The sequence below is a fragment of the Coprobacillus cateniformis genome (assembly GCF_009767585.1).
Taxonomy (GTDB): Bacteria; Bacillota_I; Bacilli_A; order Erysipelotrichales; family Coprobacillaceae; genus Coprobacillus; species Coprobacillus cateniformis.
In genome coordinates this window covers 874847-900560 of record NZ_WSNW01000001.1, presented here as the reverse complement: position 1 = coordinate 900560, position 25714 = coordinate 874847, and the positions used below count along the sequence as shown (strand labels likewise).

Genomic DNA, 25714 nt, shown 5'->3' with positions numbered 1-25714 from the left:
TTATAGAATATGGCAAGAAGTTTAAAAAAAGGTCCATTCGTGGATGAACACTTAATGAAAAAAGTAGAAGCATTAAATGCTGCTAGTAAAAAAGAAGTCATTAAAACATGGTCAAGACGTTCTACAATCTTCCCACAATTTATTGAACACACATTCGCAGTATACAACGGAAGAGAACATATCCCAGTTTATGTAACTGAAGATATGGTTGGACATAAGTTAGGAGAATTTGCTCCTACTAGAACTTACCATGGTCATGATGCTGATGATAAAAAGTCAGGTAAATAGAGAGAGAGGAGAAAATTAACATGGAAGCAAGAGCACAAGCTAAAATGATTCGTGTTTCACCTCAAAAAGCTAGATTAGTCGTTGACTTAGTAAGAGGTAAGAACTTAAAAGAAGCACTTGGTATCTTAGAATATACTAACAAAAGTGCGACTCCTGCAATCATTAAAGTCGTAAAATCTGCTGCACAAAATGCTGTTTTCAATGAAGGTGCAGAAGAAGAAAAATTATTTATTAAAGAAATCTATGTAGACGAAGGTCCTACATTAAAAAGATTCCGCGCTAGAGCAAAAGGTAGCGGTACTCAAATTTTAAAGAGAACAAGCCACATTACATGTGTGGTTGCTGAAAGATAGGAGGGCAAAGTATGGGTCAAAAAGTAAGTCCAGTCGGATTGCGTGTTGGCGTAAACCGTGATTGGAATTCAAGATGGTACGCTAATGATAAAGACTTTGCTTCATTATTACACGAAGACATCAGAATTCGTGAATTCTTAAATGCAAAGTTAAAAGGCGCTTATGTCGCTAATATTGAAATTGAAAGATCTAAAAACAGAGTTAACATCTTTGTTCATACATCTAGACCTGGTGTTGTTATTGGTAAAGATGGTGAAGCAGTTGATGCTTTAAGAAAACAAGTGACTAAATTAGTAAAGGATAAACAAGTGTTTATCAATATTGTTGAAATCAAAAATCCAGATGTTGTTGCACAACTTGTTGCAAACAGAATTGCTGAGCAATTAGAAAACCGTGCTTCATTTAGAACAGTTCAAAAAAGAGCAATCCAAAGTGCTATGAGAGCTGGAGCTAAAGGAATTAAAACTTGTGTATCAGGTCGTTTAGGTGGTGCTGATATGGCAAGAACAGAAGGTTATTCTGAAGGAAATGTACCTCTTCATACATTAAGAGCTGACATTGATTATGCGACTGCAGAAGCTGACACAACTTATGGAAAATTAGGAGTAAAAGTTTGGATTTGTAAGGGAGAAATTCTTCCTGCAAAGAAGAAAGGGGATAAATAATCATGTTGATGCCTAAGAGAACTAAATATAGAAGACCTCATAGAATTAAATATGAAGGTAAAGCTAAAGGTGGAACTGAAGTTTCTTTTGGTGAATATGGATTACAGGCTCAAGAAGGTGCTTGGATTACTTCAAGACAAATCGAAGCAGCTCGTATCGCTATGAACCGTTATATGAAACGTGGTGGTCAAGTTTGGATTAGAATTTTCCCTCATTTAGCTAAAACAAAGAAACCTCTTGAAGTCCGTATGGGTTCAGGTAAAGGTGCTCCAGAAGAATGGGTAGCAGTAGTAAAAACAGGACGCGTAATGTTCGAAGTCGCTGGTGTAGAAGAAGAAGTTGCAAGAGAAGCTTTAAGACTTGCATCTCATAAACTACCAATCAAATGTAAGATTATTGGAAGAGGTGAGTAATTGTGACAGTTCAAGATATTAGAAATACAGAAACTCAAGAATTACTTAACAAAGTAGAAGAGTACAAGAAAGAGTTATTTGGATTAAGATTCCAAGCAGCAACTGGTCAATTGGAAAATACTGCTCGTATTAGAACAGTGAGAAAAAATATTGCAAAGATTAAAACAATTATTAGAGAAAGAGAATTAAACAAATAATTAGAAGGAGAAGAATATGGAAAGAAACAATCGTAAAGTTTATACTGGAACAGTTATTTCTGCAAAGATGGATAAAACAATTACTGTTTTAGTAGAAACTCATGTTAAACACAAATTATACGGAAAACGTGTTAAATCTTCTAAAAAGTTTAAGGCTCATGATGAAGAAAATATTGCAAGAGATGGTGACATTGTCAAAATCATGGCAACTCGTCCATTATCTGCAACTAAACGTTTCCGTTTAGTAGAAGTTGTTAAGAAAGCAGAAATTATTTAAGAAAAGAATCTGAAAGGAGGTCACTCAAATGATCCAAAATGAAAGCAGATTAAAAGTTGCTGACAATACAGGAGCAAAAGAAGTACTAGTAATAAGAAACCTTGGTGGTTCAAATAGAAAATTTAGTAACATCGGTGATATCGTCGTAGCTACAGTGAAACAAGCGACTCCAGGTGGTACAGTTAAAAAAGGTGAAGTAGTTAAAGCTGTTATCGTAAGAAGTAAATATGGTGTTAACCGTGACAACGGTTCATTAATTAAGTTCGATGATAATGCATGTGTAATCATTAAAGATGATAATTCACCTAAAGGAACTCGTATCTTTGGACCGGTTGCAAGAGAGTTAAGAGATGCAGATTTCATGAAAATCGTATCATTAGCTCCTGAGGTATTATAGGAGGAGAACGAGAAGATGAAATTACGTGTAGGTGATACAGTTCAAGTTATCGCTGGTAGCGATAAAGGAAAAACTGGAGAAGTTATTCAAATTCTTAGAAAAGAAAATAAAGTTATTGTTGAAGGTGTTAACATGGTTACTAAACACATTAAACCTTCACAGGCTGATCCAGAAGGTGGAATTGTAACAAGAGAAGCTCCTATTCATGCTTCAAATGTTGCATACTATGATTCAAAAGCAAAAGAAACTGTTAAAATTGGATACGGAATTGAAAATGAACAAAAAGTTCGTATCAATAAAAAAACAGGTAAAGCATTAGACAAAACTACAAAGAAGAAAAAGTAATCGGAAGGAGGTTAAATAATGAACCGACTAAAGGAACGTTATGAAAATGAAATTAGTAAGTCATTAATGACTAAATTTAATTATAATTCAGTAATGCAAGTTCCAGCTATGGAAAAAATCGTTATCAATATTGGTGTTGGTGATGCAGTAAGTAACTCTAAATTATTAGATGAAGCTGTTGAAGAATTAACAATTATTACAGGACAAAAACCTGTTGTAACTACAGCTAAAAAATCAATCGCTGGATTCAAATTACGTGAAGGTATGCCAATCGGATGTAAAGTAACATTACGTGGTGAAAGAATGTATGAATTCTTAGATAAATTGGTAAATATCTCTTTACCTCGTGTAAGAGACTTTAGAGGAGTACCTAAGAACTCATTTGATGGAAGAGGAAATTATACTTTAGGTATTAAAGAACAATTAATTTTCCCTGAAATCAATTTTGATAAAGTAAACAAATTAAGAGGAATGGATATTGTATTCGTAACTACTGCTAAAACAGACGAAGAAAGTCGTGAATTATTAGCACAATTAGGAATGCCATTCCACAAATAAGGAGGACTTAATTAATGGCTAAAACATCAATGAAAGTTAAACAACAACGTCCTCAGAAATACAAAGTTCGTGAGTATACAAGATGCGAACGTTGTGGACGTCCACATTCAGTAATTAAAAAATTCAAATTATGCCGTATTTGTTTCAGAGAATTAGCTTATAAAGGTGAAATTCCTGGAGTAAAGAAAGCTAGTTGGTAAACAAATAATCCCAAATGGAAGGAGGACATGTGAATGGTTACAGATCCAATCGCAGATATGTTAACAAGAATTCGTAATGCTAATCAACAACGTCATGCAGAAGTTGTTATTCCAGCATCAAAATTAAAAGCAGACTTAGCTGAAATTTTGAAAAACGAAGGATTTATTAAAGGATATAAAGTTGAAGGCGAAGGTGTTATCAAAAACATCGTTATCACTTTAAAATACAAAGGTAATGAAAGAGTAATCACAGGATTGAAGAGAGTATCTAAACCTGGTTTACGTCAATATGCAAAAGTAAACGAAATCCCTAAAGTATTAAATGGATTAGGAATCGTTGTATTATCAACTTCTCAAGGGCTTATGACTGATAAAGAAGCAAGAGCTAAACAAGTTGGTGGAGAAGTATTAGCATATATCTGGTAATAAAAAAAATTAAACAGGAGGTGTAACTGATGTCTCGTGTAGGTAATAAAATTATCAATGTACCTGAAGGTGTAAAAGTGGAAATTGCAAATGATAACACAATTACAGTAACAGGTTCAAAAGGGACTTTAGTCAGACAGTTTTCACCATTAATCAAAGTAGAGATGGATGGAACTGAAATTAAAGTAAGCAGAACAAGTGAACAAAAAGCTGTTAAACAATTACATGGTACAACAAGAGCATTACTTGCAAATATGATCGAAGGTGTACACAATGGATACGAAAAGAATTTAGAAATCGTTGGTATTGGGTACCGTGGTGCTATGCAAGGAAATAAATTAGTATTAAATGTAGGATATTCTCATCAAGTTGAAATCGAAGGTGAAGAAGGAGTTAAAATTGAAACTCCTACTCAAACAACTATTAAAGTTTCTGGGATTTCTAAAGAAAGAGTTGGAGAAATCGCTGCAAGAATTAGAGCTGTTAAGAAACCTGAACCTTATAAAGGAAAAGGTATCAAATACGTTGATGAAAGAATTATTAGAAAAGAAGGTAAAACTGCTGGTAAGAAGTAGTTAATATTTAAAGGAAGGAGCTATTAATCATGGCTAAAACTATGTCAAGAAACGATTTACGTCTTAAACGTCATGCAAGAGTTCGTAACAAAATTAGTGGAACTCCTGAATGTCCTCGTTTAAATGTATTCCGTTCAAGCTCTCATATCCATGCACAAATCATTGATGATGTTAATGGAGTAACTTTAGTTGCTGCATCTTCAGTAGATATGAAACTAGCAAAAGGTGGAAATGTAGAAGCTGCTACTCAAGTTGGTAAAGAAATCGCTAAAAGAGCAATCGCAAAAAATATTGAAAATGTAGTATTCGATCGTGGAGGATACATCTATCATGGTCGTGTGAAAGCACTAGCTGAAGCTGCTAGAGAAGCTGGATTGAAATTCTAATAGGAGGTTAAAGAATGGAACAACGTAAACCAAGAGAAAATGGGCCAAGAAGAAATGGACCTAGAAAAAACGGTCCTAGAAGAAATAACGGACCTAAAGTTGAAAAAGAATTCGAAGAACGTGTTGTTACTATTAACCGTGTTACTAAAGTTGTAAAAGGTGGACGTAAATTCCGCTTTGCAGCATTAGTTGTTATTGGTGATAGAAAGGGACGTGTTGGATTCGGAACTGGTAAAGCAAACGAAGTACCTGATGCTATTAGAAAAGCATCTGAAGCAGCTAAGAGAAATGTAATCAATGTACCTATGGTTCATGGAACTATTCCTCATGAAGTGAATGGTATGTTTGGTTCAGGAAATGTATTCTTAAGACCTGCATCTCAAGGTACTGGAATCATTGCTGGTGGACCAGTTCGTGCTGTTGTTGAATTAGCTGGATATTCAGATATCTTATCTAAATCACTTGGATCTAGAACTCCAATCAACATGGTTCGTGCAACTATGGAAGGATTAGCATCATTAAAAACTGCTAAACAAGTTGCAGAATTGAGAGATAAAAAAATCGAAGAAATTTACGGATAGGAGGAGCGTAAGAAATGGCAAAAGAAGAAAAAGTTATCATTACGCTTGTAAAAAGTCCAATTGGTGCAAAAAAGAATCAAAAGGATACTCTTAAAGCGTTAGGTTTAACAAAAATGAACAAATCAGTTGAAAAAGTCAACAATGAATTTATTCAAGGTATGATTAAAACTGTAGGACACCTTGTTAAAATCGAAGAAAGTAAGTAGGAGGTGTAAAAAACATGAAGCTACACGAATTACAATATACAGAAGGTGCGCGTAAAGAAAGAAAGCGTATTGGTCGTGGAACAAGTTCTGGTACTGGTAAAACTGCTGGTAAAGGACAAAAAGGTCAAAAGGCAAGAGCTGGTGGTGGAAAGAAACCTGGATTTGAAGGTGGACAAACTCCATTATTCATGCGTTTACCAAAACGTGGTTTCACAAACTTTAATAGAGTTGAATATGCAATCGTTAACGTTGAGGATTTAAATAAATTTGAAGCAGGAGCTGTTGTAGATACTGCTGCATTAATGGAATGTGGATTAATTAAAAAGGAATTGGATGGTTTAAAAGTTTTAGGTAACGGTGAATTAAAAGTTGCTTTAACTGTTAAAGCACACAAATTCTCTAAGTCAGCTGTTGCTGCTATTGAAGCTGCAGGTGGAAAAACTGAGGTGATCTAAGATGTTAAACTTTTTTAAGAATGTTTTTAAAAAAGGTGAATTACGTCGTAGAATTATCTTTACATTAGGTATGTTGTTTGTATTCCGTTTAGGTGCTGCTATTACAATTCCTTCTATTAATGCTGATGCATTAACAGCTGGAGCTACAAATACTGGCATCTTGGGAATTATGAACATGCTTGGTGGTGGGATGCTTGAAAGATTTTCAATCTTTTCACTAGGAGTTTCTCCTTATATTACAGCATCTATTATTATTGAATTATTGTCTATGGATGTTATTCCTGTTCTTGCGCAATGGCAAAAAGAGGGGAATACTGGAAAGAAGAAAAAAGATAAAGTTACACGTTATGTAACTTTAATCTTAGCAGCTGTTCAAGGTGGTTCATTAACATATGCGTATGATAATATGTATAATATTTTGAATTCATCATCAGTTTGGACTTACGCTTATGTCATTGTTGTTATGATGGCAGGAAGTATGTTAGCAATGTGGATTGGTGATCAAATTACTCAAAAGGGAATCGGAAATGGTACATCATTGTTAATTTTTACTGGAATTGTTTCAAGCTTACCAGCAAACTTTATTTCTACATTTAATAGTTTAGTTGCTTTTGATAAAGGAACTCAGACAATGGTTCTTGGTATCTTATGGTATGTGCTATTTGTGATTGTGTATTTAGCAATTATTATCTTCGTTGTTTTCAATGAAGGTGCTGTTCGCAAAATACCAATTATGTATGCAACAAACTCTAATACAACAATGAGAACAAAAGACTCAACACATATGCCTATTAAAATTAATAGTTCAGGTGTGTTACCAGTTATCTTTGCTTCATCAGTGTTGGCTGCTCCAAGAACAATTATCAGTTTTATGGCTCAAAATAATACTACAAAAACAATTGATTCAATTTTAAATTATCAAGAACCAGTAGGTTTTTGCTTATATCTCGTTATGATTGTGTTATTTGCATTCTTCTATTCTAATTTACAAATTGATTCACATAAAATTAGTGAAGATTTAAAAAAGAATGGTGGTGCTATTCCTGGTGTAAGAACTGGGTTAGATACTGAAAAGTTCATTAGCACAGTTTTAAATAGAGTTACTGTTGTAGGATCAATTTTCTTAGTGATTATTGCTGCTATCCCAATTATGACTCCAGTTATTTGGTCACAAACATCTAATGCTGCATTGACATTAGGTGGAACAGGATTAATTATCATTACTGGTGTTGCTTTGGAAACAACAAAACAAATTAAAACATTGATTACTCGTAAAGAGTATCATGGTTACATTAGAAAATAGTATAATAAAGGAGTGTGTGAACATGAACATTATTTTAATGGGGCCTCCTGGTGCTGGTAAAGGGACTCAAGCTGACAAACTTGTTAATAAGTTTGGTTTGACACAAATATCTACTGGAGACTTATTCAGAAAAGCATTAAGTGAACAAACAAAATATGGTGTTATTGCAAAATATTTTATGCAATTTGGGCACCTTGTACCAGACGATTATACAATTGAAATGGTAAGGGAATACTTGAAAGAGAATACATTTGAAAATGGATTTATCTTAGACGGTTTCCCAAGAACAATCGTTCAAGCAAGAGAGCTTGAAAGTATTGAAAAAGAATTCGACTTTACAATTGATGCAATTATTAATTTAGATATTCCTCAAGATAAACTTGTTAAAAGATTATCTGGAAGAAGAACATGTAAAGAGTGTGGGGCAACATTCCACGTAGAGTTCAATCCACCTAAAGTTGAAGGTGTATGTGATAAATGTGGTGGAGAATTGTATCAAAGAGAAGATGAGAGCGAAGAAGCTGTCACAATCAGACTTGATACTTATAACAAACAAACAAAACCTTTGATTGATTATTATACAATGAAAGGGACAATCATTAATATTAATGGTGACCAACCTATGGAAGACGTCTTTAAAAGCATTGAAAAAAGCTTGGAGGGTAAATAATGATTGTAACAAAGGACCAAAGAGAAATTGAATTAATGAGAGAAGCTGGTCGTATTGTAGCACTTGTTCATGATCACTTGAAGGATTATATTAAGCCTGGAGTTACAACTCAAGATATTAATGTATTCTGTGAAAAGATTATTCGTGATGCTGGGGCCACACCTTCATTTCTTAATTTATATGGTTTTCCGGGAGCAGTATGTACTTCTATAAATGAAGTTGTTGTTCATGGGATTCCAGATAATACAAAGTTAAGAGAAGGAGATATTATTTCAGTAGATGTAGGCGCATGTTATAAAGGCTATCATGGCGATAGTGCTTGGACATATGCTGTTGGTCAGATTAGTGAAGATGCTGCTCATTTGATGAAAGTGACAGAAGAATCGCTATATGCAGGTCTTGCTCAAGTCAAACCTGGCAATCGTTTATCAGATATATCTCATGCTGTACAAATATATCTAGAAAGTCATGGGTGTTCAACACCACGTGATTATACTGGTCATGGAATTGGCAGCCAAGTTCATGAAGATCCAGCTGTTCCAAATTATGGTGCACCTGGCAGAGGACCTAGATTAAAAGAGGGAATGGCTCTTGCAATTGAGCCAATGGCTCATTTAGGGAGATGTGAAACAGATGTCTTAGATGATGATTGGACTGTTGTCACGAGAGATCGATCTCTTGCAGCTCACTATGAACATACTATCGTGATTACAAGTGATGGGTATGAGATTTTGACAAAACTTTAAAAGGGAGTTTATAATCAATGGCAAAAAAAGATGACGTTATTGAAGTAGAAGCAACTGTGCTAGAAACATTACCAAATGCAATGTTCCAAGTAGAGTTGGCAAATGGAGCGGTTATCCTGGCTCACGTTTCTGGTAAAATCCGTATGAATTACATTCGCATTTTACCGGGGGATAAAGTAACCGTAGAAATTTCTCCATATGATTTAACACGTGGGCGAATTACATTTAGACATAAATAGGAAATCTTCCAAAAGGAGGTAAAGATTAAGATGAAAGTAAGACCATCTGTAAAACCAATCTGTGACAAATGCAGAGTAATTAAACGTAAGGGTAAAGTAATGGTAATCTGTGAAAACCCTAAACATAAACAAAGACAAGGTTAATAGGAGGAAGTAAAACATGGCTCGTATAGCAGGTGTTGATATCCCACGTGATAAACGTGTGGTAGTTTCTTTAACTTATATCTATGGTATTGGAGCAACTACAGCTAAAAAAATCTGTGAAGCTACTGGAATCAGTGAAGATACAAGAGTTAAAGATTTAACTGAAGAAGAAGAAGGAAAAATTAGAAAAGAAGTAGAAAAATTTAAAGTTGAAGGAGACCTTCGTAGAGATACTGCATTAAACATTAAACGTTTAATGGAAATCGGTAGCTATAGAGGAATTCGTCATCGTAAAGGACTTCCAGTTCGTGGACAAAAAACAAAAACTAATGCTCGTACTCGTAAGGGTAAAGCTCGTCCAATTGCTGGTAAGAAGAAATAGGAGGTTGAACGAAAATGGCAAAAGCAAAAACAAATACTCGTGGTAAAAGACGCGTTAAGAAGAATATAGCAAAAGGTGTCGCACATGTACATTCAACTTTCAATAACACTATTGTTACTGTAACTGATGAACATGGTAATGTTTTGACTTGGTCTAGTGCTGGTGCTCTTGGATTTAAAGGTTCAAGAAAGTCAACTCCATATGCAGCTCAAATGGCTGCTGAAGCTGCTGCTAAAGCATCTATGGATCATGGTATGAAATCTGTAGAAGTATGTGTAAAAGGTCCTGGTCCAGGACGTGAAGCTGCTGTAAGAGCTTTACAAGCTGCTGGATTAGAAGTTACAGCAATTAATGATGTAACACCAATTCCACATAACGGGTGTCGTCCACCAAAACGTCCTCGTGGATAATGAAGTAAACAAGTATTTATTTCTAAGTGAGGAGGGAAATAATGCAAAAGTTTGAAAAAGCAAATTTTAATGTCGCTGAATATGATGAAAGTGATAACTATGGTAAGTTTGTCATCGAACCATTAGAAAGAGGTTTTGGAACAACTTTAGGAAACTCATTGCGTAGAGTATTATTATCATCTATTCCAGGTTGTGCAGTACATGCTGTGAAAGTTCAAGGAGCCATCCATGAATTTTCAGCAGTAGATGGTGTAGTAGAAGATGTCACTTCAATTATTTTAAATATCAAAAAGTTGGTATTTTCAATTGATGGTGATGATGATGTTACAATGATTATTGATGTGAAAGGACCTGCTGTTGTAACAGGTGCTGATATTCAATGTCCATCTAATGTCACAATGATTTCAAATGACTTAGAAATCGCTCATGTTGCTGAAGGAGCACATTTCTATATGGAAATGTATGCTCATAGAGATAGAGGATACATGAGTGCTGATCAAAACAAGAAATTGATCAATACTATCGGTGTAATTGCGACTGACTCAATCTATTCACCAGTCGTAAAAGTCGCATATGCAACTGAACCAACACGTGTTGGTCAAAGTGCAAAATATGACCAATTGACTTTAGAAATTACAACTGATGGATCAGTTCAACCACATGAAGCTTTGGCATTAGCTGCTAAGATTTTAGTGGAACACTTAAATATGTTCGTTGAATTAACTGATATGGCTATGAACATGGAAGTTATGAGCGAAACAGAAGAAGATACAAGTAACAAAGTACTAGATATGACAATTGAAGAGTTAGATTTATCTGTACGTTCTTATAACTGCTTAAAGAGAGCTGGTATTCAAACAGTTCAAGAACTTGCTGCTAAGAGTGAAGACGATATGATTAAAGTTAGAAACTTAGGTAAGAAATCTTTAAAAGAAGTGAAAGAAAAATTAGTGGAATTAGGATTAGGGTTTAAACCTATCGATTAATTCTAAGAAAATATTGGAAGGAGCACTAATCTATGGCACAAAATAGAAAATTAGGGCGTGTATCATCTCATAGAAAAGCAATGTTACGTAACTTAGCTACAGATGTTATCATGTATGGAAAAATTGAAACAACAGTAACTAGAGCAAAAGAAGTTCGTTCAATCGTTGACGAATTAATCACTTTAGCTAAACGTGGAGATTTACATGCAAGAAGACAAGCTGCTGAAATATTACAAGATGTTGTAGATCCAGCAACTGGTAAAACTGCAGTTCAAAAATTATTTGATGAGGTTGCACCTCAATTTGCAGAAAAAAGTAGTGGATACACTCGTGTTTTAAAAACATATAATCGTAAAGGTGATAATGCACCAATGGCTATTATTGGTTTATTCTAATAATACATTTGAAGTGATGATAATACATCACTTTTTTTGTTAACGTTTTTAACAAAAATAGCCAATACTTTCAATTGATTTTGTTAATGTTATTTCTATTTGTGAGAAAAGTATGGTCATTTTATGAAAATAAGAATAATATAACAGTGTCAAAAGAAAGAAGGAGATATATATGAAAACACAAGAACAAATTATTAATGAAGCTAAAGAGGCATATGAAAGTCATTTTGAGGATGGCAAAGAAGTGACTGATGAGGCATTTAGAGGTCATGATGTCGTTTTAGATAAAGAAGAATTAGAAAAAGAAATCGAAACTAAGAAGGTTGAAGAAGAAAAGAAACATGAGTCATTAGAGGTTTTAAGAGAAAAATTGGTAGTTGAAGCAGAAGATTCATTAAAGCAAACATTTGGTGAAGAAAAAGTTGCAGAGCCACATAAAAAATTAAACACTGAAGAAATGTATGAAGAGTTGAACAAAGAAAAAGAACATTTAAGTGAAATGACAAATGCTTTAAAAGAACAGCAACTTTCTAAAAAGAAACATTAAATCAAGAGGTCTTATGAGTTATCATAAGACTTTTTATTTACACTTTCAAAAATAAGAGTATAATAATCAAAAGGGGTGATATCATGTTAATTACTCATAAAATTGAAAAAGTACATTTTTCAACAAGTGAAGCTGTTATTGTCAAATATATTCTTGAACAGGGTGAGAAGATAAGAGACATGTCAGTAAGTTATATAGCGCAACAAACCTACACATCTGCCCCATTGTTAATAAGAATTGCAAAAAAACTTGGATACTCAGGATGGAATGCTTTTAAGGAAGATTACTTGAAAGAGTTAGAATATTTATATTCATCACAAGAGGTTGATGCAAGTATACCTTTTGTTGTGAGTGATGATTTCATGACAATTGCTCACAATATATCAACACTTGAAACTGAAACTATCCAAGATACTATTTCATTACTTGACCATGATCATTTGTATAAAGCTATGAGATTGCTAAGAGATACTGAGGAAATTGATATTTATGGAGTTTCTGAAAAAGTTCTATTAGCTCAGCTTTTTGCAGAGAAAATGTTTTTTATTCATAAACACACACATATATGCAGTTTGCCAGGTGATGCTAAAGTTCAAGCAGCCATGAGTAATCAAAAGCACTGTGCAATTTTAATTTCATATTCAGGTCAAACAGAATTTGTATTAAGGATCGCTCATATGCTTAAAGAAAAGAAAACCCCAATGATTGCAATCACAAGTATTGCAGATAATGAACTTTCAAGATTAGCTGATGTTGCTTTAAGAATATCATCACGTGAAATGTTACATACAAAAATTGGTGACTTTGCATCTTCAACATCCGTGAAGTGTTTGCTTGATATTTTGTATGGATGTATCTTCTCATTAAATTATAAGAAGAATCTAGATGAGAAGATTAATATTGCTAAAGAAATAGATGATCGTATCTCTGGATTTGAATATATTGATGAAGAATAAGTATGATATATTGGGGATTTTAGAAAAATCCCTTTTCTTATGTATTTGGTTGACAAGATTTAATAATCATAATAAAATTGTAATACTTGGAGGAAAAACCATGGAGAAAATAATAGAAATTAAGCATTTATCTTTTGAATATGAAGAAGGTTCAAAAACAATTGAAGATATATCTTTTGAAATTCAAAAAGGTTCATATACAACTATATTGGGACACAATGGAAGTGGCAAAAGTACTATTGCTAAGCTCTTAATGGGATTATTAGAAAAGAAGAGTGGTGATATTATTGTTGGAGGTATAACTCTTACAGAGGAAACCTTAAGTGAAGTGAGAAATCAGATAGGAATTGTATTTCAAAATCCAGATAATCAATTCATTGGTGCTACAGTTAGAGATGATATTGCGTTTGGGTTAGAGAATACATGTGTTGATCCAGCACTTATGGATGATATCATACATGAGTATGCTAAGAAGGTAAATATGTTAGAATTTTTAGACCATGAACCAACTAAGCTTTCCGGAGGTCAAAAGCAGCGTGTGGCTATTGCAGGAATCTTAGCAATGAGCCCATCTATTATCATTCTAGATGAATCAACAAGTATGCTTGATCCTAAAGGAAAAACAGAAATCAACGCATTGGTTCACCAATTAAATAAAGACAAAAATATGACTATTTTGTCAATTACACATGATATTGAAGAGGCAGCCATGTCTGACTATGTCATTTTATTAGGAGATGGACATATTATTGATACTGGAACACCTGAAAATGTATTAATGAAACAACAACAAATTGAATCTCTATCTTTAGATATTCCTTTTGCATATAAAATATCAAAAGGTCTTCAAAGTAAAGGAATTCAAGTGAATGACTATATAGATAAAGAAAAGTTGGTGAAAGAATTATGTCAATTACATTCAAAGAAGTAGAACATACATATAGTGAAAATACACCATTCTCTTATCATGCCTTAAAAGGCATTGATTTGAATATCAAAACAGGTAGTATGACAGCTCTAATAGGACATACAGGAAGCGGTAAGTCTACGCTTATACAGCATATAAATGCATTATTATTACCTACGGCAGGTGAAATAAAGGTAGATGATATTTTGATTACAGCAACAGATAAACCAGAAACATTAAAACCTTTAAGAAAAAAAGCTGGGTTAGTTTTCCAGTTCCCTGAGTATCAATTATTTGAAGAAACAATCTTAAAGGATATTATCTTTGGACCAAAGAATTTTGGTGTTAATGAAGAAGAGGCTATTGAAATTGCTAAAGAAACACTAGAATTGGTTGGATTAGATGAATCATATTTAGAAAAGTCACCTTTTGATTTATCAGGTGGTCAAAAACGTAGAGTCGCTATAGCCGGAATTTTAGCAATGAATCCAGATATTCTCATACTAGATGAACCAACAGCTGGATTGGATCCTCAAGGAGCTAAAGAAATGCTCAATTTATTTCAAAAAATTAATCAACAGGGAAAAACAGTTATTTTAGTTTCTCATGACATGAATCAAGTCTTAGAATATTGTGACGATGTTGTGGTCATGAACAAAGGGCGTGTAGAGAAACATGTGACTGTAGATGAATTATTTAGAGAAACGGAATATTTAACATCACTAAGTATAGATTTGCCAATGATTACATCATTTATTTTAGAATTAAATGCAAATGGTTATCATATTGATCCTTCACTTAAAGATATTAATCAATTAATTGAAGAAATAGGAGGGCAAATTAATGAATAATATGATGTTTGGTAGATATCTACCAATTGATAGTTTTATCCATCGTTTAGATCCTCGTTTGAAAATTGGATCATTATTACTTTTGTTAATTGCTGTTTTCTTTGATGCAGGATTTTTAGGTTATGGAATTTTAGGTCTCTTTGTTATATTCATGATTATTTTATCACATATTAAAATCTCACAGATATTAAAAGCAATTAAACCAATGTTATTTATGATGCTTTTCTTAATGTTTTTTAATCTCTTATTTATTCAAAGAGGAAATCTATTGTTTTCGTTTGGTTTCATTAAAATTTATGACCAAGCTCTGTTACAAACAGCATATATATTTATACGTCTTATTCTCATTATCATTATGACAACAGTTTTGACAGCGACCACAAAGCCATTAGATCTAACATTAGGAATAGAGCATCTTTTATCTCCATTTAAGAAAGTAGGATTTCCTACTCATGAAGTTGCAATGATGATTTCTATTGCTTTACGTTTTATTCCAACTCTCTTGGAAGAAACACAAAGGATTATGAAAGCACAAGCAAGTCGCGGTGTTGAATTCTCAGAAGGGCGTTTAAAAGATAAAATTATGTCTATTGTTTCCCTCATCATTCCACTTTTTATATCTGCATTTCAAAGAGCAGAAGATTTAGCAAACGCAATGGAAAGTCGTAATTATAATCCAGAAGCAAAACGTACAAGATATAAACAGCTTCATTGGCAATTGGCTGATACAGTTTCGTTATTAAGTGTTTTAGCTATGTGTACAGTTTTAATTACTATGAGTATTGTTTTATGAGAGTAAAATGTGTTGTCAGTTATGATGGAAGCCGATTCCATGGCTTTCAAGTTCAGGATAAAGAAAGAACTGTACAGGGAGAAATACAGAAAGCATTGAAAAAGATAAATGAGGAAGAAGTTATTATTCATGCTTCTGGAAGAACCGATGCCAAGGTACATGCAGTCCATCAAGTTTTTCATTTTGATACAAAAAAAGACTTACCACCACAACAATGGAAAAGAGCAATTAATCACTTTATGCCAAATGATATATATATATTAGATGCATCTTATACAGATGATGAGTTCCATTCACGTTATAGTGCAATAAAAAAAGAGTATCGTTATTTATTAAGTACAAAAGAATATAATCCATTTGATACAAATTATGTTTTCCAATATGGAAGACAACTTGATATAGAACTCATGAGAGAAGCATCCCAAATATTTATAGGTGAACATAATTTTGCATCTTTTTGTAGTTATGACCAGTATGGAAATACTATTCGAACACTATATACTTTTGATATTGTAGAGGAAGATGGAATAATAACATTCCGTCTCATTGGCAATGGTTTTAGAAGATATATGGTCAGACATCTTGTTGGAGGAATTATTCAAGTAGGTGCAAAACGCATTTCCAAGGAAATATTGTCAGAAATGTTAGAAAGTTGTGGAACTAAGAAATGTTTATTTAAAGCTAAACCACAGGGATTATATTTACAAGAGGTATATTATGAAGAAGACTAATTATCATACACATACATATCGTTGTGGCCATGCAAATGGTAATGAGGAAGATATGATTCAGGCTGCTATAGATATGGGAATAGAAGAATTGGGAATGTGCTGTCATGTTCCTTTTCCTCATTATCGAAAGCATTTAATTCGCTCCTTACCTTCAGTAAGAGGAGTGAGAAGTTTATTGAGTTTATTAAAAGCTATTATAAAAGATGGTCCTAATATGAGAATGCCATATAGAGATATGGAAACACATTTAGAACTTTTATCACAATATCAAAAGTCATATGAAGATAAAATAAAAATTTATAAAGGATTTGAAGCAGAAGGACTCTCTGTTTATTTTGATTATTATCAAAAACTATTATATGAACATAAGGTTGATTATTTGATATTAGGGCATCATTTTCATAAACATTGTATTTCTAATGATTATTTTGGTAAAGAGAAAATGACAAAGAAAGATATTTATCTCTATTGTAATGATGTTGAAAAGGCTCTTGAAACAAACTTATTTAGTTATTTAGCGCACCCAGATTTATTCTTAATAGGATATAATCAGTTCGATTTAGATGTACAGACTGTCTCAAGACGAATTTGCCAGAAGGCAAAGGATTTAAACATTCCATTAGAAATTAATGCCGGTGGAATGCGTAGGGGACTTAAAAATATTAATGGTGAACAATTATTTTTATATCCAAATGCTCATTTTTGGGATATAGCAAGCGAAGTTGGAAATGATGTTATCATAGGATTTGATGCACATGATCCATCCGATTTTAATGATGCTATGTACAATCAAATGATAAAGTTTGCACAAGATCATCGGTTACATTTAATTGATCATTTTGATTTTTTACAAGGAGATTTTAAGAAATTTCAATCTGAATATGATATAAGATAAAAGAAAGATAAAAAATCTTTCTTTTTTTGCAACTTTTTATTATACTCAATTGTATTGATAATGAGGGGAGGGAATGGCGATGCAAAAGATAATATTGGGAATGAGTTTTGAAGATGTTCTTGAAACATATAGTGATATGATTACAAGAATATGCATTGTTAACTTACGTAATAGTGATGATGCAAAAGATTGTTATCAAAATGTTTTTATGAAGTTATTTGAGAAAGATATTGAATTTTGTAGTGAAGAACATCTTAAAGCATGGCTTATAAGAGTTTGTATTAATGAGTGTCGGAATTATAGAAGAGTGTTTTATAGATTGACTATAGATATAGATAAAATCATTATGATTGACAACAAACAAGAATTGACATTACTTCCTGAAGTTTTAAAACTTCCAAAGAAATATAGAAATATTTTATATTTATATTATTATGAGGGATATCATATTCAAGAAATAAGTGAAATATTACAGATGAATCAAAATACAATTAAGTCATATTTAAAAAGAGGGAGAGAACTATTAAGAAAAAAGGTTGGTGATTTTTATGAATAAATTTAAAGAATTTGATTATATTCAAACACCTAATGATTGGAAACATGAGATGCTAAGTCAGCCACATAAAAAGAAAGTTTTTTATATGAATAAATTAGTTATAACAGGACTTATTATGATATTGTGTTTTTCATCTTTTACTGTAATTTATGCGTATAATGAAGAATTTCGTTCATGGATTTATCAGCAGTTTCAAATAAAATCAGTTGAACCAATTTATAAAATAGACAAACAATGTACATTTATAAATTCATTCTTGTATTATTATCATGAAAGTAACAATGAACAAGTCATAGATAATATCTTTGTTTTACAAAATGGAAAATATATTGAACAGGAAATCAAACATATGGAAGGAGTATATCAAAATCAAAATTATTCATTTGACTATGTTCGTTATCAGAATCAAATTTTAACATTTAATGAGAAAGGTTATATTGTCTATTCACTTATGTATCTCAATGGAGATATTATGTATTTTGGTTCATCAGATACCAATTTATGTTCATTGAATTTAAAAAACCAGGATGTTAAAAAATTAACTAAAGATAATGATTCAGTAAATTTTGCTATATCACCAGAAACAACATATATATTAATTAATAAGACAGATAAGTATTGGACTGTTTATAATACCAAAACACATCAAGAAAGAGCATTAAAAGATTTGCCTGCTTATGCACATAGCAATGAATTTAGTTTTTTAGATGATAAAAAATTGATTACATTTAATAATAATAACAAGACTTGTATTATTGATTTAACGACATTAAAATCAACAAATTTAAATGTTGAATGTATCTATCCATCAGCATCAACTTTTACATTGGAGTTTGATGAAAACAAAACAATAATTAACGATATTTATCAAAATAGAAAACAAACAATTGATATTAATTTTAAAACATATGACTATGCTGTATTTAAGAATAGATATATTGTATTTAGTTCTTTTGACAATAAAAAAATTGTTATAGTAGATTTTAATGAAAATAAAGTTAAAGAATTAGATTATTTAGGAACAGAAGAATATATAGAATGTTTTATTACAGAAGATAACTACTTGATTATTACAAATACACAAGATTACTATATTATATCATTAAATGAAATATCTTATAAATGATAGAAGACATATTCAAATTTATATTGACAAAATCAACGATATTGCTATAATAGAAAGTGCCTTATTTTAACGTTTGTAGCCCCGGAAACTACAGGAGGATTAAAAATGAGACAAACAACTATGGCTAAAGAAGCCACAATTGAACGTAAATGGTATGTAGTTGATGCTGAAGGTTTAACTTTAGGTCGCTTAGCATCAGAAGTAGCAACTGTATTAAGAGGAAAACATAAACCAACATTTACACCACATGTAGATACTGGTGATTATGTAATTATCGTTAATGCAGAAAAAGTAGTGATGACAGGTAAAAAATTAGATTCAGTAAAATACTATCATCATTCAGGTTGGTTAGGTGGTTTAAAAGTGAAAACTGCTCGCCAATTCCAAGAAGCAGACCCTACAGGATTTGTAGAAGCAGCTGTTAAAGGTATGTTACCTCATAACACACTTGGAAGAAAACAAGGGATGAAATTATTTGTATACACTGGTAGTGAACATCCACACGCAGCACAAAAACCAGTAGAAATGAAAATCAAGGGATAAGGAGGACGAGAGATAAATGGCTAATGTACAATACAGAGGAACTGGACGTAGAAAGTCTTCAGTAGCACGTGTTATTTTAACACCGGGTGCAGGAAAAATCGTTATCAATGGTAGAGAAGCAAAAGATTATTTACCATCTGATGTATTATTAATGATCGTCAACCAACCACTTGAATTAACTGGAACAACTGGTAAGTTTGATGTGTCTGTTAATGTTTATGGTGGAGGATACACTGGTCAAGCTGGTGCAATCCGTCATGGTATTTCTAGAGCTTTATTAGAAGCTGGTTCTGATTATAGACCAGTATTAAAAGCAGCTGGATTATTAACTCGTGATTCACGTGTTAAAGAAAGAAAGAAATATGGACTTAAAGCAGCTCGTAGAGCACCACAATTTAGTAAGAGATAGAAAACTCAGTTTTCAACGCTTACGTACAACTATGTACACTCACGAAACCCCATGTTTATGGGGTTTTTTGCTGTTTGTGTGAGTTTGGTGAATATATATGTACTGTGCTGATCCTGATTAGACAATAACTATGTTTTATTTAAAAACACAATATGATAAATAAATTAGAAGATAAAAAGTGTAGAATCATTAAAAATATTCATAAGAGGGATATTTATGTTAGATAGTGTTGCAAGAATAAAGATGTGTTAAAGGATAAAATAGAATATAGATAATTAAATATTGTTATAAACCAATTCAATTGGAAGGAATGTTAGAAAATAGAGTAAAAGAAGCTTATATAAAAGTCTTTATTTCAAATGAAATCTTTAGGAATAATAACTAGCGATGATACATATCATTATTGGGGTGATATTATGATTTCATATGAACAAGAATTACAATTACATCAACAACACGAAAATGTCAGCCTTTGATGGTTGGTATTTTCGTATTGTTGATGATCAGGTCTCAGTTGCTGTTATTATTGGAATAGCTAAAACACAAGACAAGTGGGAAGTTTTTTATACATTATGTCAATCAATGGAAAAAGTCAGTTATGATATAAAAGATTTTGTATATCAGGAAGAACCTTTTGCTATATCTATAAAGGATTCAATATTTAAAAAACATTATATTTATATTGATGATTAAAGATTATCAACAATTATCGATTTAGAATTAAACATGCCTTTGCATATTGAAAGAACTCGATATGCACCTACAATCATGGGACCATTTGCATATCTTAAAAATATGCAATGTAATCATGCAATTATTAATTTAGAAAGTCAAACACATGATTATCTAAAATATCAAAATCAAATTTATGATATTCAAGGTTTCATTTATCAAGAAAAGGATTGGAGCAACCCTTTTCCAAAAAGATATATGGTTACAATCAAACTGCTGTTTACAAAAAGAAGCAATTCTATTTCTGTCATGTGCAACAATTCCATTGAAGCTTTTCCAATTTACAGGAATTATTATGGTTTTGGTTATTGATGATAAGCAATATCAGTTTGTTTTTTATTATGGTGCAGTTCTTAACACAGTAGAAAGAATAGGAGATGTTTATTATTTGGTTATTGAACAACGACAGTATAGAATTGAAATCAAAATGAGAACAGGATAAACATTTATATTGGATGCACCGGAAAATGGTATAATGCTTCGTAATGTTGAAGAAAGTTTATTGGGCGAAGTGGACATAAAATTATATGAGTATAAACAATGTAAGGAATCTCTTTCATTTAATCATTGTGGAATAGAAAGTAATTTTTTTTGATTAGTTATTCATTTCCTATAAATGAATAAAAGATAATGTTATAATAAAAGCATATTATGAGAGGGAGAATGTGCCATGAACATAAGAAATTACATCAATCAAAAAGATTATAAGCATCTATCGTCATGGATAAATAATGAAAGAATTCATGCTTTATGGTGTGCAAATCGGATACCATATCCAATAACAGAGGAGAACCTAAATCATTTATTACTTACTTTTCAAAAAGCATCAGGACAATGTGCTTATACTGTAACTGATGAAAGTGATATTCCAATTGGCTTCTTTATATATATTGTTGATGTTGCTGAGAAGACAGGATTTCTTAAATTTATTATGTTAAATAATGAGATACGTGGAAGAGGTTATGGAACTCAAATGTTAGCATTGGCATTGAACTATGCTTTTGAAAAAACTGGGGTACTTTCAGTGTCATTAAATGTTTTTGATATAAATTATGGAGCTAAAAAATGTTATCAAAAATTAGGTTTTATTGAAAACTCTATTCTAAAAGATGCCTTTTCTTTTCAAGATGAAAAATGGGCTAGATGTCATATGACAGTTACAAAAACAGCATATCTAAAAAGAGGTGATGTGTAGATGTTCAATTTTGAGCATCTACTCTATTTATGAAAAGACTTATTATTTTTGGCATATGATATAAGCAAGTTTACAGGCTTGTACGAGTTTATTGAATTGCTATTAAAAGTTTATGTTTACATAAAAAGATTATTTCTATGATATAAAACTCACAAAATAGGTTTTGATATCTATTAGATAATATTTAAAGATATCAAAAAAGTTATAATCTACTTGACCTTACTGTGTGGAGGATAGTTTATACTGTGAGCAGAGGAGGTAAATATGTATAGAATTAGCCAGTTTTCTAAAATTTCTGGATTAACAGTAAAAGCATTACGTTATTATGATCAAGAAAACATTCTCCAACCCACATTTAGAAATGAAGATAATCAATATCGTTATTATAATGAGGAAGATCTTAAAAAGTCACAATTGATAAAGTCCTTAAGATCGTTAGATTTCTCAATAATGGAAATCTAAGATGTTGTTGAACATATTCAGAATCATGATGATCTTATGTGTGTACGCAATGAAAAAATAAAACTTATAGAAACAAATATTTCAAAAGAAAAAGAATTGATTGAAAGAATAAATACGAATTTATCAGTGAATCAGAAGAAAACATCTCTAAATCATTATCAAATTGATACTGTTACACTAAATGAAATACAGGTTGCATCTATTCGTTTTACAGGTCAATATACAGAATTAGATAAATATATTCCATTACTTTATAAAGCAGATAGAAAACACCTGTTTTCTACACTTACGTACAACTATGTACACTCACGAAAGCCCCATTTATGGGGTTTTTTGTTGCTTTCATGAGTGTGTGTGATGGTGGTAGACACACATAGTTTAACAAATAGGTAACAAATTTCATATTTTTACGCAGAATTTTGGCGTAACTTTTAGTATATAATATATGATGTTTTTATAGGAGATTGTTTGGTGTTCAATTTGAACATATCGTTAATCGGATAGAAAGAAGTATTATAGTCATTGGTATGATGAAATAATGTATATATTGAAAAAATCTAGTTTTCTTTTTGTAATTACAAACGACAAATAAGAAATAATTTTTTAAAGAATTTCAATTCTTTACTAACATTGTTTATTTTCTTTCTATGAATAATATCATCATATTTAGCTTTAAACTACGTTTAATTATAATATATAGTATGAAAGTAAGGTGATAAAATGAATGAGAGTGAAATCATGGTGAGATATTCAAATGATAATGAAGGAATTATTATGCTAAAAGATATAATTGATTTAGGTGTTTCTAAACAATACTGTTTAGAATTCTTAAAAAAGAATAACTATAAAAGGATTACTAGAGGATTGTATATATATACTGATTTATGGATAGATTATTTTTATGTTTTATCATATAAATATTCTAAAGCTGTTTTTTTCCATGAATCACCAAGTTATTTGTTGGATATGTCAGATAGAGAACCATTATATTATTTAGTGACACTACCATATGGATATAAAGTTAATCATTTAACAAAATAGGGAATTAAAGAATACACTTCTATTAAGGATAGATATCAAATTGGTATCATAGAAGTAACTAACCCTAATGGACATATTGTTCGTTGTTATGATCTAGAAAGAACAATTTGTGATATTTTCAGGATAAGTATTAATTCCAAGATAAACAAGTAGCATTTAAGGAATATTTTAAAAAATATAAGAATATTTCTAAACTTATGCAATATGCAGAAATCTTTAAAGTTTATAGAAAAATTAAACTGTATCTAGCGGGATTATTATGATAGAGACAGCAGTAATAGCAATAAAGCGAATATGCTCTCAAGATTTGCTTATTTTGAATATAAATATTGACTCTTCCTTTAGGGAACCCTATATAATATAATTATACTTTAGAAGGAGAGCATATATTATGGACAAATTAATAAAGATTAGAGATATTTCCAATAGGTATGATATTACAGCGAGAACATTACGCTACTATGAAGATATAGGGTTATTGACAAGTATCCGTAGTGATGAAGTGTCCTATAGAATGTATGATGAGGATGCAATTAGGCGAATTGAGCAAATCTTGATACTACGTAAATTAAATATAAGCATCAAGGACATTAAGCGTATCTTTGATACAACTGGATCAGAGGTGGTTTTAGATGTATTAAAAAAGAAAATAGAAAGTATAGATGATGAAATATCATTATTGTATCAGCTTAAAGAAATAGTGTTTGATTTCATACAAGAAATTGAAACATTAAACTTTACGGTCGAGTCGGACATTAAACAATTATATGACAAAGCAAAAGAGATAGAGATGCAGATTACCAATGTTGATTATATAGGGAAGCCATCCAATGTTTCCCGTCTTATTGAAGTCACAAATAAATTAGATAAAAAAGTACCCGATATCATGGTTGTTAGAGTTCCTTCATTTAAAGCAATAACTACGGGAATCCATTCATGGGAAGATATTTTTAAAAATGGTGGATACATGTTTCAATTATGGCAGCACTATCACCTTTTTCGAACGATTATATTTGATTGTTTGGATTTCACAATGGTAGTAGATGATACTTTAGGTGAAATGATTTGTGCAATTAAGGATGATATCAAACAAGAGGATGTTAGTCCGATGGAAATCATTGATTTTAAAGGTGGTTTATATGCTATGGCTGTTAGTATAGATGAAGATGATGAGAGCATTCAAAAAGTTCAAGAGAAAATATTTCAATGGATTGAAAATACTAATTTTGAAATAGATAAGAATAGAAAGTTTATGTTTAATATGCCGTATTTAGATGAAAACAATGCGTATCAACAGGATATAGAAAAAGGACTTGGATATCGACAAATGCAAAGATATGTTCCTATAAAGTTAAAAGATGAAAAATAGAGAGAAAAGTTATTTGACAGGTGTTTATTTTAAAGTATATTTGGTATCAATAGTATAATAGAAAACTTAGGTTTCAATGCTTACATACAACTATGTACATACACGAAAGACCCATTTATGGGTTTTTTGTTTGTTTGCATATACGCACATGAGTGTGTATGTGTGGAGTTTGTAGTAAGGTAACAAACTTGTACAGAGATTAATGTAGCTTTTGGCGTAAAATATAAACTGTTTTTTATATGAAGCTGAATGGTTTATCATAATGAGAAATAGATAATTTTTGGTGTACAATTTGAACATGTTGTTAATTGGATAGAAAGAAGTATTATAGTCATTGATATGATGAAAATGTTTTTTAAGAAATCAACAATTCTGTTATAATAGGTTTAGATAATATCTAATTAGAATCAGTTGAGTTGGAATGCAACATTGTATAGCGAGGAGATGACAGAATGGAGTTTAATGAGAAATTACAGGAACTTCGAAAGAATAAAAATTTGACACAAGAACAACTTGCTGAAATGTTGTTTGTATCAAGAACAGCTATTTCAAAATGGGAATCAGGTAGAGGATATCCAAGCATTGATTCTTTAAAAGAAATATCAAATTTTTTGCAATATCCCTTGATGATTTACTTTCAAGGGAAGAAATCTTTACTGTTGCACAAGAGGATAGTAAACAAAGAATCCATCATTTTAGAGATTTGGTATTTGGTTTACTAGATTGTTCAGTAGCGACATATTTTTTCCTACCAATATTCGCACAAAATACTGGAGATGTAATAGAATCCGTTTCCTTGTTATCTTATACCAAAGCTGAAAGTTACATAATTGTTCCTTATATGATTATTGTCATTGGATTGATATTATGTGGAGTTATAACATTGGCGCTTCAAAATTGTACAACACTTTTTTGGATTAGAATAAAAAGCAAACTATCTTTAAGTTTGAGTGTCTTAGCAACATTATTTTTTATGCTTAGTCGTCAACCATATGCAGGGACTT

At 31.6% G+C, this 25714-nt stretch carries 44 protein-coding genes; all 44 read left to right on the top strand.

What is annotated here, in order from left to right; all coding sequences use genetic code 11:
- Positions 1 to 9: 9 nt before the first annotated feature.
- The 44 genes from rpsS (at position 10) to GQF29_RS18560 (ending at position 25432) form a co-directional block, all read left to right on the top strand.
- Positions 10 to 288 (top strand): 30S ribosomal protein S19, encoded by a 279-nt coding sequence (rpsS, locus tag GQF29_RS04640; RefSeq protein WP_008790815.1) that lies wholly within the window; start codon positions 10 to 12, stop codon positions 286 to 288.
- A gap of 20 nt (positions 289 to 308) precedes the next feature.
- Positions 309 to 641: a 50S ribosomal protein L22 gene (gene rplV / locus GQF29_RS04635; protein ID WP_008790814.1), complete on the top strand. Its 333-nt coding sequence runs from the start codon at positions 309 to 311 to the stop codon at positions 639 to 641.
- Positions 642 to 652: 11 nt separating this feature from the next.
- On the top strand, positions 653 to 1306 hold the full coding sequence (gene rpsC, locus GQF29_RS04630) for a 30S ribosomal protein S3 (protein ID WP_008790813.1): 654 nt from the start codon (positions 653 to 655) through the stop codon (positions 1304 to 1306).
- Between the two features lie 2 nt (positions 1307 to 1308).
- A complete protein-coding gene (gene rplP, locus GQF29_RS04625) occupies positions 1309 to 1719 on the top strand; it encodes a 50S ribosomal protein L16 (protein ID WP_008790812.1) in 411 nt (136 codons plus the stop codon).
- A 2-nt stretch (positions 1720 to 1721) separates the two neighbouring features.
- Entirely contained in the window at positions 1722 to 1916 is a 195-nt protein-coding gene (gene rpmC, locus GQF29_RS04620; protein ID WP_008790811.1) for a 50S ribosomal protein L29, read from the top strand.
- Between the two features lie 16 nt (positions 1917 to 1932).
- On the top strand, positions 1933 to 2193 hold the full coding sequence (rpsQ, locus tag GQF29_RS04615; protein WP_008790810.1) for a 30S ribosomal protein S17: 261 nt from the start codon (positions 1933 to 1935) through the stop codon (positions 2191 to 2193).
- 28 nt (positions 2194 to 2221) lie between these two features.
- Entirely contained in the window at positions 2222 to 2590 is a 369-nt protein-coding gene (rplN, locus tag GQF29_RS04610; protein ID WP_008790809.1) for a 50S ribosomal protein L14, read from the top strand.
- 15 nt (positions 2591 to 2605) lie between these two features.
- A complete protein-coding gene (gene rplX / locus GQF29_RS04605) occupies positions 2606 to 2935 on the top strand; it encodes a 50S ribosomal protein L24 (RefSeq protein ID WP_008790808.1) in 330 nt (109 codons plus the stop codon).
- An 18-nt stretch (positions 2936 to 2953) separates the two neighbouring features.
- Positions 2954 to 3493, top strand: coding sequence for a 50S ribosomal protein L5 (rplE, locus tag GQF29_RS04600; protein WP_008790807.1), 540 nt, complete (start codon positions 2954 to 2956; stop codon positions 3491 to 3493).
- Positions 3494 to 3507: 14 nt separating this feature from the next.
- Complete coding sequence (locus tag GQF29_RS04595) at positions 3508 to 3693, top strand: type Z 30S ribosomal protein S14 (RefSeq protein WP_008790806.1); 186 nt, start codon at positions 3508 to 3510, stop codon at positions 3691 to 3693.
- A 33-nt stretch (positions 3694 to 3726) separates the two neighbouring features.
- Positions 3727 to 4119 (top strand): 30S ribosomal protein S8, encoded by a 393-nt coding sequence (gene rpsH, locus GQF29_RS04590; RefSeq protein WP_008790805.1) that lies wholly within the window; start codon positions 3727 to 3729, stop codon positions 4117 to 4119.
- Positions 4120 to 4148: 29 nt separating this feature from the next.
- A complete protein-coding gene (gene rplF / locus GQF29_RS04585; protein WP_008790804.1) occupies positions 4149 to 4694 on the top strand; it encodes a 50S ribosomal protein L6 in 546 nt (181 codons plus the stop codon).
- A 29-nt stretch (positions 4695 to 4723) separates the two neighbouring features.
- Positions 4724 to 5080: a 50S ribosomal protein L18 gene (gene rplR, locus GQF29_RS04580; protein ID WP_008790803.1), complete on the top strand. Its 357-nt coding sequence runs from the start codon at positions 4724 to 4726 to the stop codon at positions 5078 to 5080.
- 14 nt (positions 5081 to 5094) lie between these two features.
- On the top strand, positions 5095 to 5661 hold the full coding sequence (gene rpsE / locus GQF29_RS04575; RefSeq protein WP_008790802.1) for a 30S ribosomal protein S5: 567 nt from the start codon (positions 5095 to 5097) through the stop codon (positions 5659 to 5661).
- 14 nt (positions 5662 to 5675) lie between these two features.
- Positions 5676 to 5867, top strand: a complete 192-nt coding sequence (gene rpmD / locus GQF29_RS04570) for a 50S ribosomal protein L30 (protein WP_008790801.1) — start codon at positions 5676 to 5678, stop codon at positions 5865 to 5867.
- Positions 5868 to 5881: 14 nt separating this feature from the next.
- Positions 5882 to 6322, top strand: coding sequence for a 50S ribosomal protein L15 (rplO, locus tag GQF29_RS04565; protein ID WP_008790800.1), 441 nt, complete (start codon positions 5882 to 5884; stop codon positions 6320 to 6322).
- A gap of 1 nt (position 6323) precedes the next feature.
- A complete protein-coding gene (gene secY / locus GQF29_RS04560; RefSeq protein WP_008790799.1) occupies positions 6324 to 7625 on the top strand; it encodes a preprotein translocase subunit SecY in 1302 nt (433 codons plus the stop codon).
- A gap of 22 nt (positions 7626 to 7647) precedes the next feature.
- Entirely contained in the window at positions 7648 to 8295 is a 648-nt protein-coding gene (locus GQF29_RS04555; RefSeq protein ID WP_008790798.1) for an adenylate kinase, read from the top strand.
- Positions 8295 to 9041: a type I methionyl aminopeptidase gene (map, locus tag GQF29_RS04550; RefSeq protein WP_008790797.1), complete on the top strand. Its 747-nt coding sequence runs from the start codon at positions 8295 to 8297 to the stop codon at positions 9039 to 9041. The genes GQF29_RS04555 and map overlap by 1 nt, the downstream gene beginning before the upstream one ends.
- A gap of 17 nt (positions 9042 to 9058) precedes the next feature.
- Positions 9059 to 9280, top strand: a complete 222-nt coding sequence (gene infA / locus GQF29_RS04545; protein ID WP_008790796.1) for a translation initiation factor IF-1 — start codon at positions 9059 to 9061, stop codon at positions 9278 to 9280.
- A 30-nt stretch (positions 9281 to 9310) separates the two neighbouring features.
- Entirely contained in the window at positions 9311 to 9424 is a 114-nt protein-coding gene (rpmJ, locus tag GQF29_RS04540; RefSeq protein WP_017144105.1) for a 50S ribosomal protein L36, read from the top strand.
- Positions 9425 to 9440: 16 nt separating this feature from the next.
- Positions 9441 to 9806: a 30S ribosomal protein S13 gene (gene rpsM, locus GQF29_RS04535; protein ID WP_008790795.1), complete on the top strand. Its 366-nt coding sequence runs from the start codon at positions 9441 to 9443 to the stop codon at positions 9804 to 9806.
- 14 nt (positions 9807 to 9820) lie between these two features.
- Positions 9821 to 10216, top strand: a complete 396-nt coding sequence (gene rpsK / locus GQF29_RS04530) for a 30S ribosomal protein S11 (RefSeq protein WP_008790794.1) — start codon at positions 9821 to 9823, stop codon at positions 10214 to 10216.
- Between the two features lie 41 nt (positions 10217 to 10257).
- Positions 10258 to 11202 (top strand): DNA-directed RNA polymerase subunit alpha, encoded by a 945-nt coding sequence (locus GQF29_RS04525; RefSeq protein WP_008790793.1) that lies wholly within the window; start codon positions 10258 to 10260, stop codon positions 11200 to 11202.
- 32 nt (positions 11203 to 11234) lie between these two features.
- Entirely contained in the window at positions 11235 to 11597 is a 363-nt protein-coding gene (gene rplQ, locus GQF29_RS04520) for a 50S ribosomal protein L17 (protein WP_008790792.1), read from the top strand.
- A 172-nt stretch (positions 11598 to 11769) separates the two neighbouring features.
- The gene (locus tag GQF29_RS04515) at positions 11770 to 12144 is read left to right on the top strand and encodes a hypothetical protein (protein ID WP_008790791.1); all 375 of its coding nucleotides are present in this window, start codon (positions 11770 to 11772) and stop codon (positions 12142 to 12144) included.
- Positions 12145 to 12227: 83 nt separating this feature from the next.
- Positions 12228 to 13100 carry a MurR/RpiR family transcriptional regulator gene (locus GQF29_RS04510; RefSeq protein ID WP_160340741.1) on the top strand — a complete coding sequence of 291 codons (873 nt, stop codon included), beginning with the start codon at positions 12228 to 12230 and terminating at the stop codon, positions 13098 to 13100.
- A gap of 100 nt (positions 13101 to 13200) precedes the next feature.
- Complete coding sequence (locus tag GQF29_RS04505; RefSeq protein WP_008790789.1) at positions 13201 to 14031, top strand: energy-coupling factor transporter ATPase; 831 nt, start codon at positions 13201 to 13203, stop codon at positions 14029 to 14031.
- Positions 14007 to 14858 carry an energy-coupling factor transporter ATPase gene (locus GQF29_RS04500; protein ID WP_008790788.1) on the top strand — a complete coding sequence of 284 codons (852 nt, stop codon included), beginning with the start codon at positions 14007 to 14009 and terminating at the stop codon, positions 14856 to 14858. Before GQF29_RS04505 ends, GQF29_RS04500 begins: the two co-directional genes overlap by 25 nt.
- Entirely contained in the window at positions 14851 to 15651 is an 801-nt protein-coding gene (locus GQF29_RS04495; protein ID WP_008790787.1) for an energy-coupling factor transporter transmembrane component T family protein, read from the top strand. The genes GQF29_RS04500 and GQF29_RS04495 overlap by 8 nt, the downstream gene beginning before the upstream one ends.
- Positions 15648 to 16382, top strand: coding sequence for a tRNA pseudouridine(38-40) synthase TruA (gene truA / locus GQF29_RS04490; RefSeq protein ID WP_008790786.1), 735 nt, complete (start codon positions 15648 to 15650; stop codon positions 16380 to 16382). The genes GQF29_RS04495 and truA overlap by 4 nt, the downstream gene beginning before the upstream one ends.
- Positions 16369 to 17277, top strand: coding sequence for a histidinol-phosphatase (locus GQF29_RS04485; RefSeq protein WP_008790785.1), 909 nt, complete (start codon positions 16369 to 16371; stop codon positions 17275 to 17277). The genes truA and GQF29_RS04485 overlap by 14 nt, the downstream gene beginning before the upstream one ends.
- Before the next feature lie 79 nt (positions 17278 to 17356).
- Positions 17357 to 17833, top strand: coding sequence for an RNA polymerase sigma factor (locus GQF29_RS04480; RefSeq protein WP_008790784.1), 477 nt, complete (start codon positions 17357 to 17359; stop codon positions 17831 to 17833).
- Positions 17826 to 18959, top strand: coding sequence for a hypothetical protein (locus GQF29_RS04475; protein ID WP_008790783.1), 1134 nt, complete (start codon positions 17826 to 17828; stop codon positions 18957 to 18959). The genes GQF29_RS04480 and GQF29_RS04475 overlap by 8 nt, the downstream gene beginning before the upstream one ends.
- 105 nt (positions 18960 to 19064) lie before the next feature.
- Positions 19065 to 19502 carry a 50S ribosomal protein L13 gene (rplM, locus tag GQF29_RS04470; RefSeq protein WP_008790782.1) on the top strand — a complete coding sequence of 146 codons (438 nt, stop codon included), beginning with the start codon at positions 19065 to 19067 and terminating at the stop codon, positions 19500 to 19502.
- Between the two features lie 16 nt (positions 19503 to 19518).
- Complete coding sequence (gene rpsI, locus GQF29_RS04465; RefSeq protein WP_008790781.1) at positions 19519 to 19911, top strand: 30S ribosomal protein S9; 393 nt, start codon at positions 19519 to 19521, stop codon at positions 19909 to 19911.
- Between the two features lie 426 nt (positions 19912 to 20337).
- Complete coding sequence (locus tag GQF29_RS18570; RefSeq protein WP_017144106.1) at positions 20338 to 20604, top strand: hypothetical protein; 267 nt, start codon at positions 20338 to 20340, stop codon at positions 20602 to 20604.
- A gap of 175 nt (positions 20605 to 20779) precedes the next feature.
- Entirely contained in the window at positions 20780 to 21085 is a 306-nt protein-coding gene (locus GQF29_RS18565) for a hypothetical protein (RefSeq protein WP_236916389.1), read from the top strand.
- A 228-nt stretch (positions 21086 to 21313) separates the two neighbouring features.
- Positions 21314 to 21838 (top strand): GNAT family N-acetyltransferase, encoded by a 525-nt coding sequence (locus tag GQF29_RS04450; RefSeq protein ID WP_008790778.1) that lies wholly within the window; start codon positions 21314 to 21316, stop codon positions 21836 to 21838.
- Positions 21839 to 22102: 264 nt separating this feature from the next.
- The gene (locus GQF29_RS04445) at positions 22103 to 22300 is read left to right on the top strand and encodes a MerR family transcriptional regulator (RefSeq protein WP_008790777.1); all 198 of its coding nucleotides are present in this window, start codon (positions 22103 to 22105) and stop codon (positions 22298 to 22300) included.
- Between the two features lie 36 nt (positions 22301 to 22336).
- On the top strand, positions 22337 to 22648 hold the full coding sequence (locus GQF29_RS04440; RefSeq protein WP_008790776.1) for a hypothetical protein: 312 nt from the start codon (positions 22337 to 22339) through the stop codon (positions 22646 to 22648).
- 372 nt (positions 22649 to 23020) lie between these two features.
- A complete protein-coding gene (locus GQF29_RS04435) occupies positions 23021 to 23341 on the top strand; it encodes a type IV toxin-antitoxin system AbiEi family antitoxin domain-containing protein (RefSeq protein WP_008790775.1) in 321 nt (106 codons plus the stop codon).
- 391 nt (positions 23342 to 23732) lie between these two features.
- Positions 23733 to 24710, top strand: coding sequence for a MerR family transcriptional regulator (locus GQF29_RS04430; RefSeq protein ID WP_008790774.1), 978 nt, complete (start codon positions 23733 to 23735; stop codon positions 24708 to 24710).
- A gap of 452 nt (positions 24711 to 25162) precedes the next feature.
- On the top strand, positions 25163 to 25432 hold the full coding sequence (locus GQF29_RS18560; RefSeq protein ID WP_236916388.1) for a helix-turn-helix domain-containing protein: 270 nt from the start codon (positions 25163 to 25165) through the stop codon (positions 25430 to 25432).
- Positions 25433 to 25714: the final 282 nt, after the last annotated feature.

Coding starts and splice junctions, on each gene's coding strand:
- rpsS (WP_008790815.1), top strand. CDS start 10: ATGGCAAGAAGTTTAAAAAAAGGTCCATTCGTGGATGAACACTTAATG.
- rplV (WP_008790814.1), top strand. CDS start 309: ATGGAAGCAAGAGCACAAGCTAAAATGATTCGTGTTTCACCTCAAAAA.
- rpsC (WP_008790813.1), top strand. CDS start 653: ATGGGTCAAAAAGTAAGTCCAGTCGGATTGCGTGTTGGCGTAAACCGT.
- rplP (WP_008790812.1), top strand. CDS start 1,309: ATGTTGATGCCTAAGAGAACTAAATATAGAAGACCTCATAGAATTAAA.
- rpsQ (WP_008790810.1), top strand. CDS start 1,933: ATGGAAAGAAACAATCGTAAAGTTTATACTGGAACAGTTATTTCTGCA.
- rplN (WP_008790809.1), top strand. CDS start 2,222: ATGATCCAAAATGAAAGCAGATTAAAAGTTGCTGACAATACAGGAGCA.
- rplX (WP_008790808.1), top strand. CDS start 2,606: ATGAAATTACGTGTAGGTGATACAGTTCAAGTTATCGCTGGTAGCGAT.
- rplE (WP_008790807.1), top strand. CDS start 2,954: ATGAACCGACTAAAGGAACGTTATGAAAATGAAATTAGTAAGTCATTA.
- GQF29_RS04595 (WP_008790806.1), top strand. CDS start 3,508: ATGGCTAAAACATCAATGAAAGTTAAACAACAACGTCCTCAGAAATAC.
- rpsH (WP_008790805.1), top strand. CDS start 3,727: ATGGTTACAGATCCAATCGCAGATATGTTAACAAGAATTCGTAATGCT.
- rplF (WP_008790804.1), top strand. CDS start 4,149: ATGTCTCGTGTAGGTAATAAAATTATCAATGTACCTGAAGGTGTAAAA.
- rplR (WP_008790803.1), top strand. CDS start 4,724: ATGGCTAAAACTATGTCAAGAAACGATTTACGTCTTAAACGTCATGCA.
- rpsE (WP_008790802.1), top strand. CDS start 5,095: ATGGAACAACGTAAACCAAGAGAAAATGGGCCAAGAAGAAATGGACCT.
- rpmD (WP_008790801.1), top strand. CDS start 5,676: ATGGCAAAAGAAGAAAAAGTTATCATTACGCTTGTAAAAAGTCCAATT.
- rplO (WP_008790800.1), top strand. CDS start 5,882: ATGAAGCTACACGAATTACAATATACAGAAGGTGCGCGTAAAGAAAGA.
- secY (WP_008790799.1), top strand. CDS start 6,324: ATGTTAAACTTTTTTAAGAATGTTTTTAAAAAAGGTGAATTACGTCGT.
- GQF29_RS04555 (WP_008790798.1), top strand. CDS start 7,648: ATGAACATTATTTTAATGGGGCCTCCTGGTGCTGGTAAAGGGACTCAA.
- map (WP_008790797.1), top strand. CDS start 8,295: ATGATTGTAACAAAGGACCAAAGAGAAATTGAATTAATGAGAGAAGCT.
- infA (WP_008790796.1), top strand. CDS start 9,059: ATGGCAAAAAAAGATGACGTTATTGAAGTAGAAGCAACTGTGCTAGAA.
- rpmJ (WP_017144105.1), top strand. CDS start 9,311: ATGAAAGTAAGACCATCTGTAAAACCAATCTGTGACAAATGCAGAGTA.
- rpsM (WP_008790795.1), top strand. CDS start 9,441: ATGGCTCGTATAGCAGGTGTTGATATCCCACGTGATAAACGTGTGGTA.
- rpsK (WP_008790794.1), top strand. CDS start 9,821: ATGGCAAAAGCAAAAACAAATACTCGTGGTAAAAGACGCGTTAAGAAG.
- GQF29_RS04525 (WP_008790793.1), top strand. CDS start 10,258: ATGCAAAAGTTTGAAAAAGCAAATTTTAATGTCGCTGAATATGATGAA.
- rplQ (WP_008790792.1), top strand. CDS start 11,235: ATGGCACAAAATAGAAAATTAGGGCGTGTATCATCTCATAGAAAAGCA.
- GQF29_RS04515 (WP_008790791.1), top strand. CDS start 11,770: ATGAAAACACAAGAACAAATTATTAATGAAGCTAAAGAGGCATATGAA.
- GQF29_RS04510 (WP_160340741.1), top strand. CDS start 12,228: ATGTTAATTACTCATAAAATTGAAAAAGTACATTTTTCAACAAGTGAA.
- GQF29_RS04505 (WP_008790789.1), top strand. CDS start 13,201: ATGGAGAAAATAATAGAAATTAAGCATTTATCTTTTGAATATGAAGAA.
- GQF29_RS04500 (WP_008790788.1), top strand. CDS start 14,007: ATGTCAATTACATTCAAAGAAGTAGAACATACATATAGTGAAAATACA.
- GQF29_RS04495 (WP_008790787.1), top strand. CDS start 14,851: ATGAATAATATGATGTTTGGTAGATATCTACCAATTGATAGTTTTATC.
- truA (WP_008790786.1), top strand. CDS start 15,648: ATGAGAGTAAAATGTGTTGTCAGTTATGATGGAAGCCGATTCCATGGC.
- GQF29_RS04485 (WP_008790785.1), top strand. CDS start 16,369: ATGAAGAAGACTAATTATCATACACATACATATCGTTGTGGCCATGCA.
- GQF29_RS04480 (WP_008790784.1), top strand. CDS start 17,357: ATGCAAAAGATAATATTGGGAATGAGTTTTGAAGATGTTCTTGAAACA.
- GQF29_RS04475 (WP_008790783.1), top strand. CDS start 17,826: ATGAATAAATTTAAAGAATTTGATTATATTCAAACACCTAATGATTGG.
- rplM (WP_008790782.1), top strand. CDS start 19,065: ATGAGACAAACAACTATGGCTAAAGAAGCCACAATTGAACGTAAATGG.
- rpsI (WP_008790781.1), top strand. CDS start 19,519: ATGGCTAATGTACAATACAGAGGAACTGGACGTAGAAAGTCTTCAGTA.
- GQF29_RS18570 (WP_017144106.1), top strand. CDS start 20,338: ATGAACAAGAATTACAATTACATCAACAACACGAAAATGTCAGCCTTT.
- GQF29_RS18565 (WP_236916389.1), top strand. CDS start 20,780: ATGATATTCAAGGTTTCATTTATCAAGAAAAGGATTGGAGCAACCCTT.
- GQF29_RS04450 (WP_008790778.1), top strand. CDS start 21,314: ATGAACATAAGAAATTACATCAATCAAAAAGATTATAAGCATCTATCG.
- GQF29_RS04445 (WP_008790777.1), top strand. CDS start 22,103: ATGTATAGAATTAGCCAGTTTTCTAAAATTTCTGGATTAACAGTAAAA.
- GQF29_RS04440 (WP_008790776.1), top strand. CDS start 22,337: ATGTGTGTACGCAATGAAAAAATAAAACTTATAGAAACAAATATTTCA.
- GQF29_RS04435 (WP_008790775.1), top strand. CDS start 23,021: ATGAATGAGAGTGAAATCATGGTGAGATATTCAAATGATAATGAAGGA.
- GQF29_RS04430 (WP_008790774.1), top strand. CDS start 23,733: ATGGACAAATTAATAAAGATTAGAGATATTTCCAATAGGTATGATATT.
- GQF29_RS18560 (WP_236916388.1), top strand. CDS start 25,163: ATGGAGTTTAATGAGAAATTACAGGAACTTCGAAAGAATAAAAATTTG.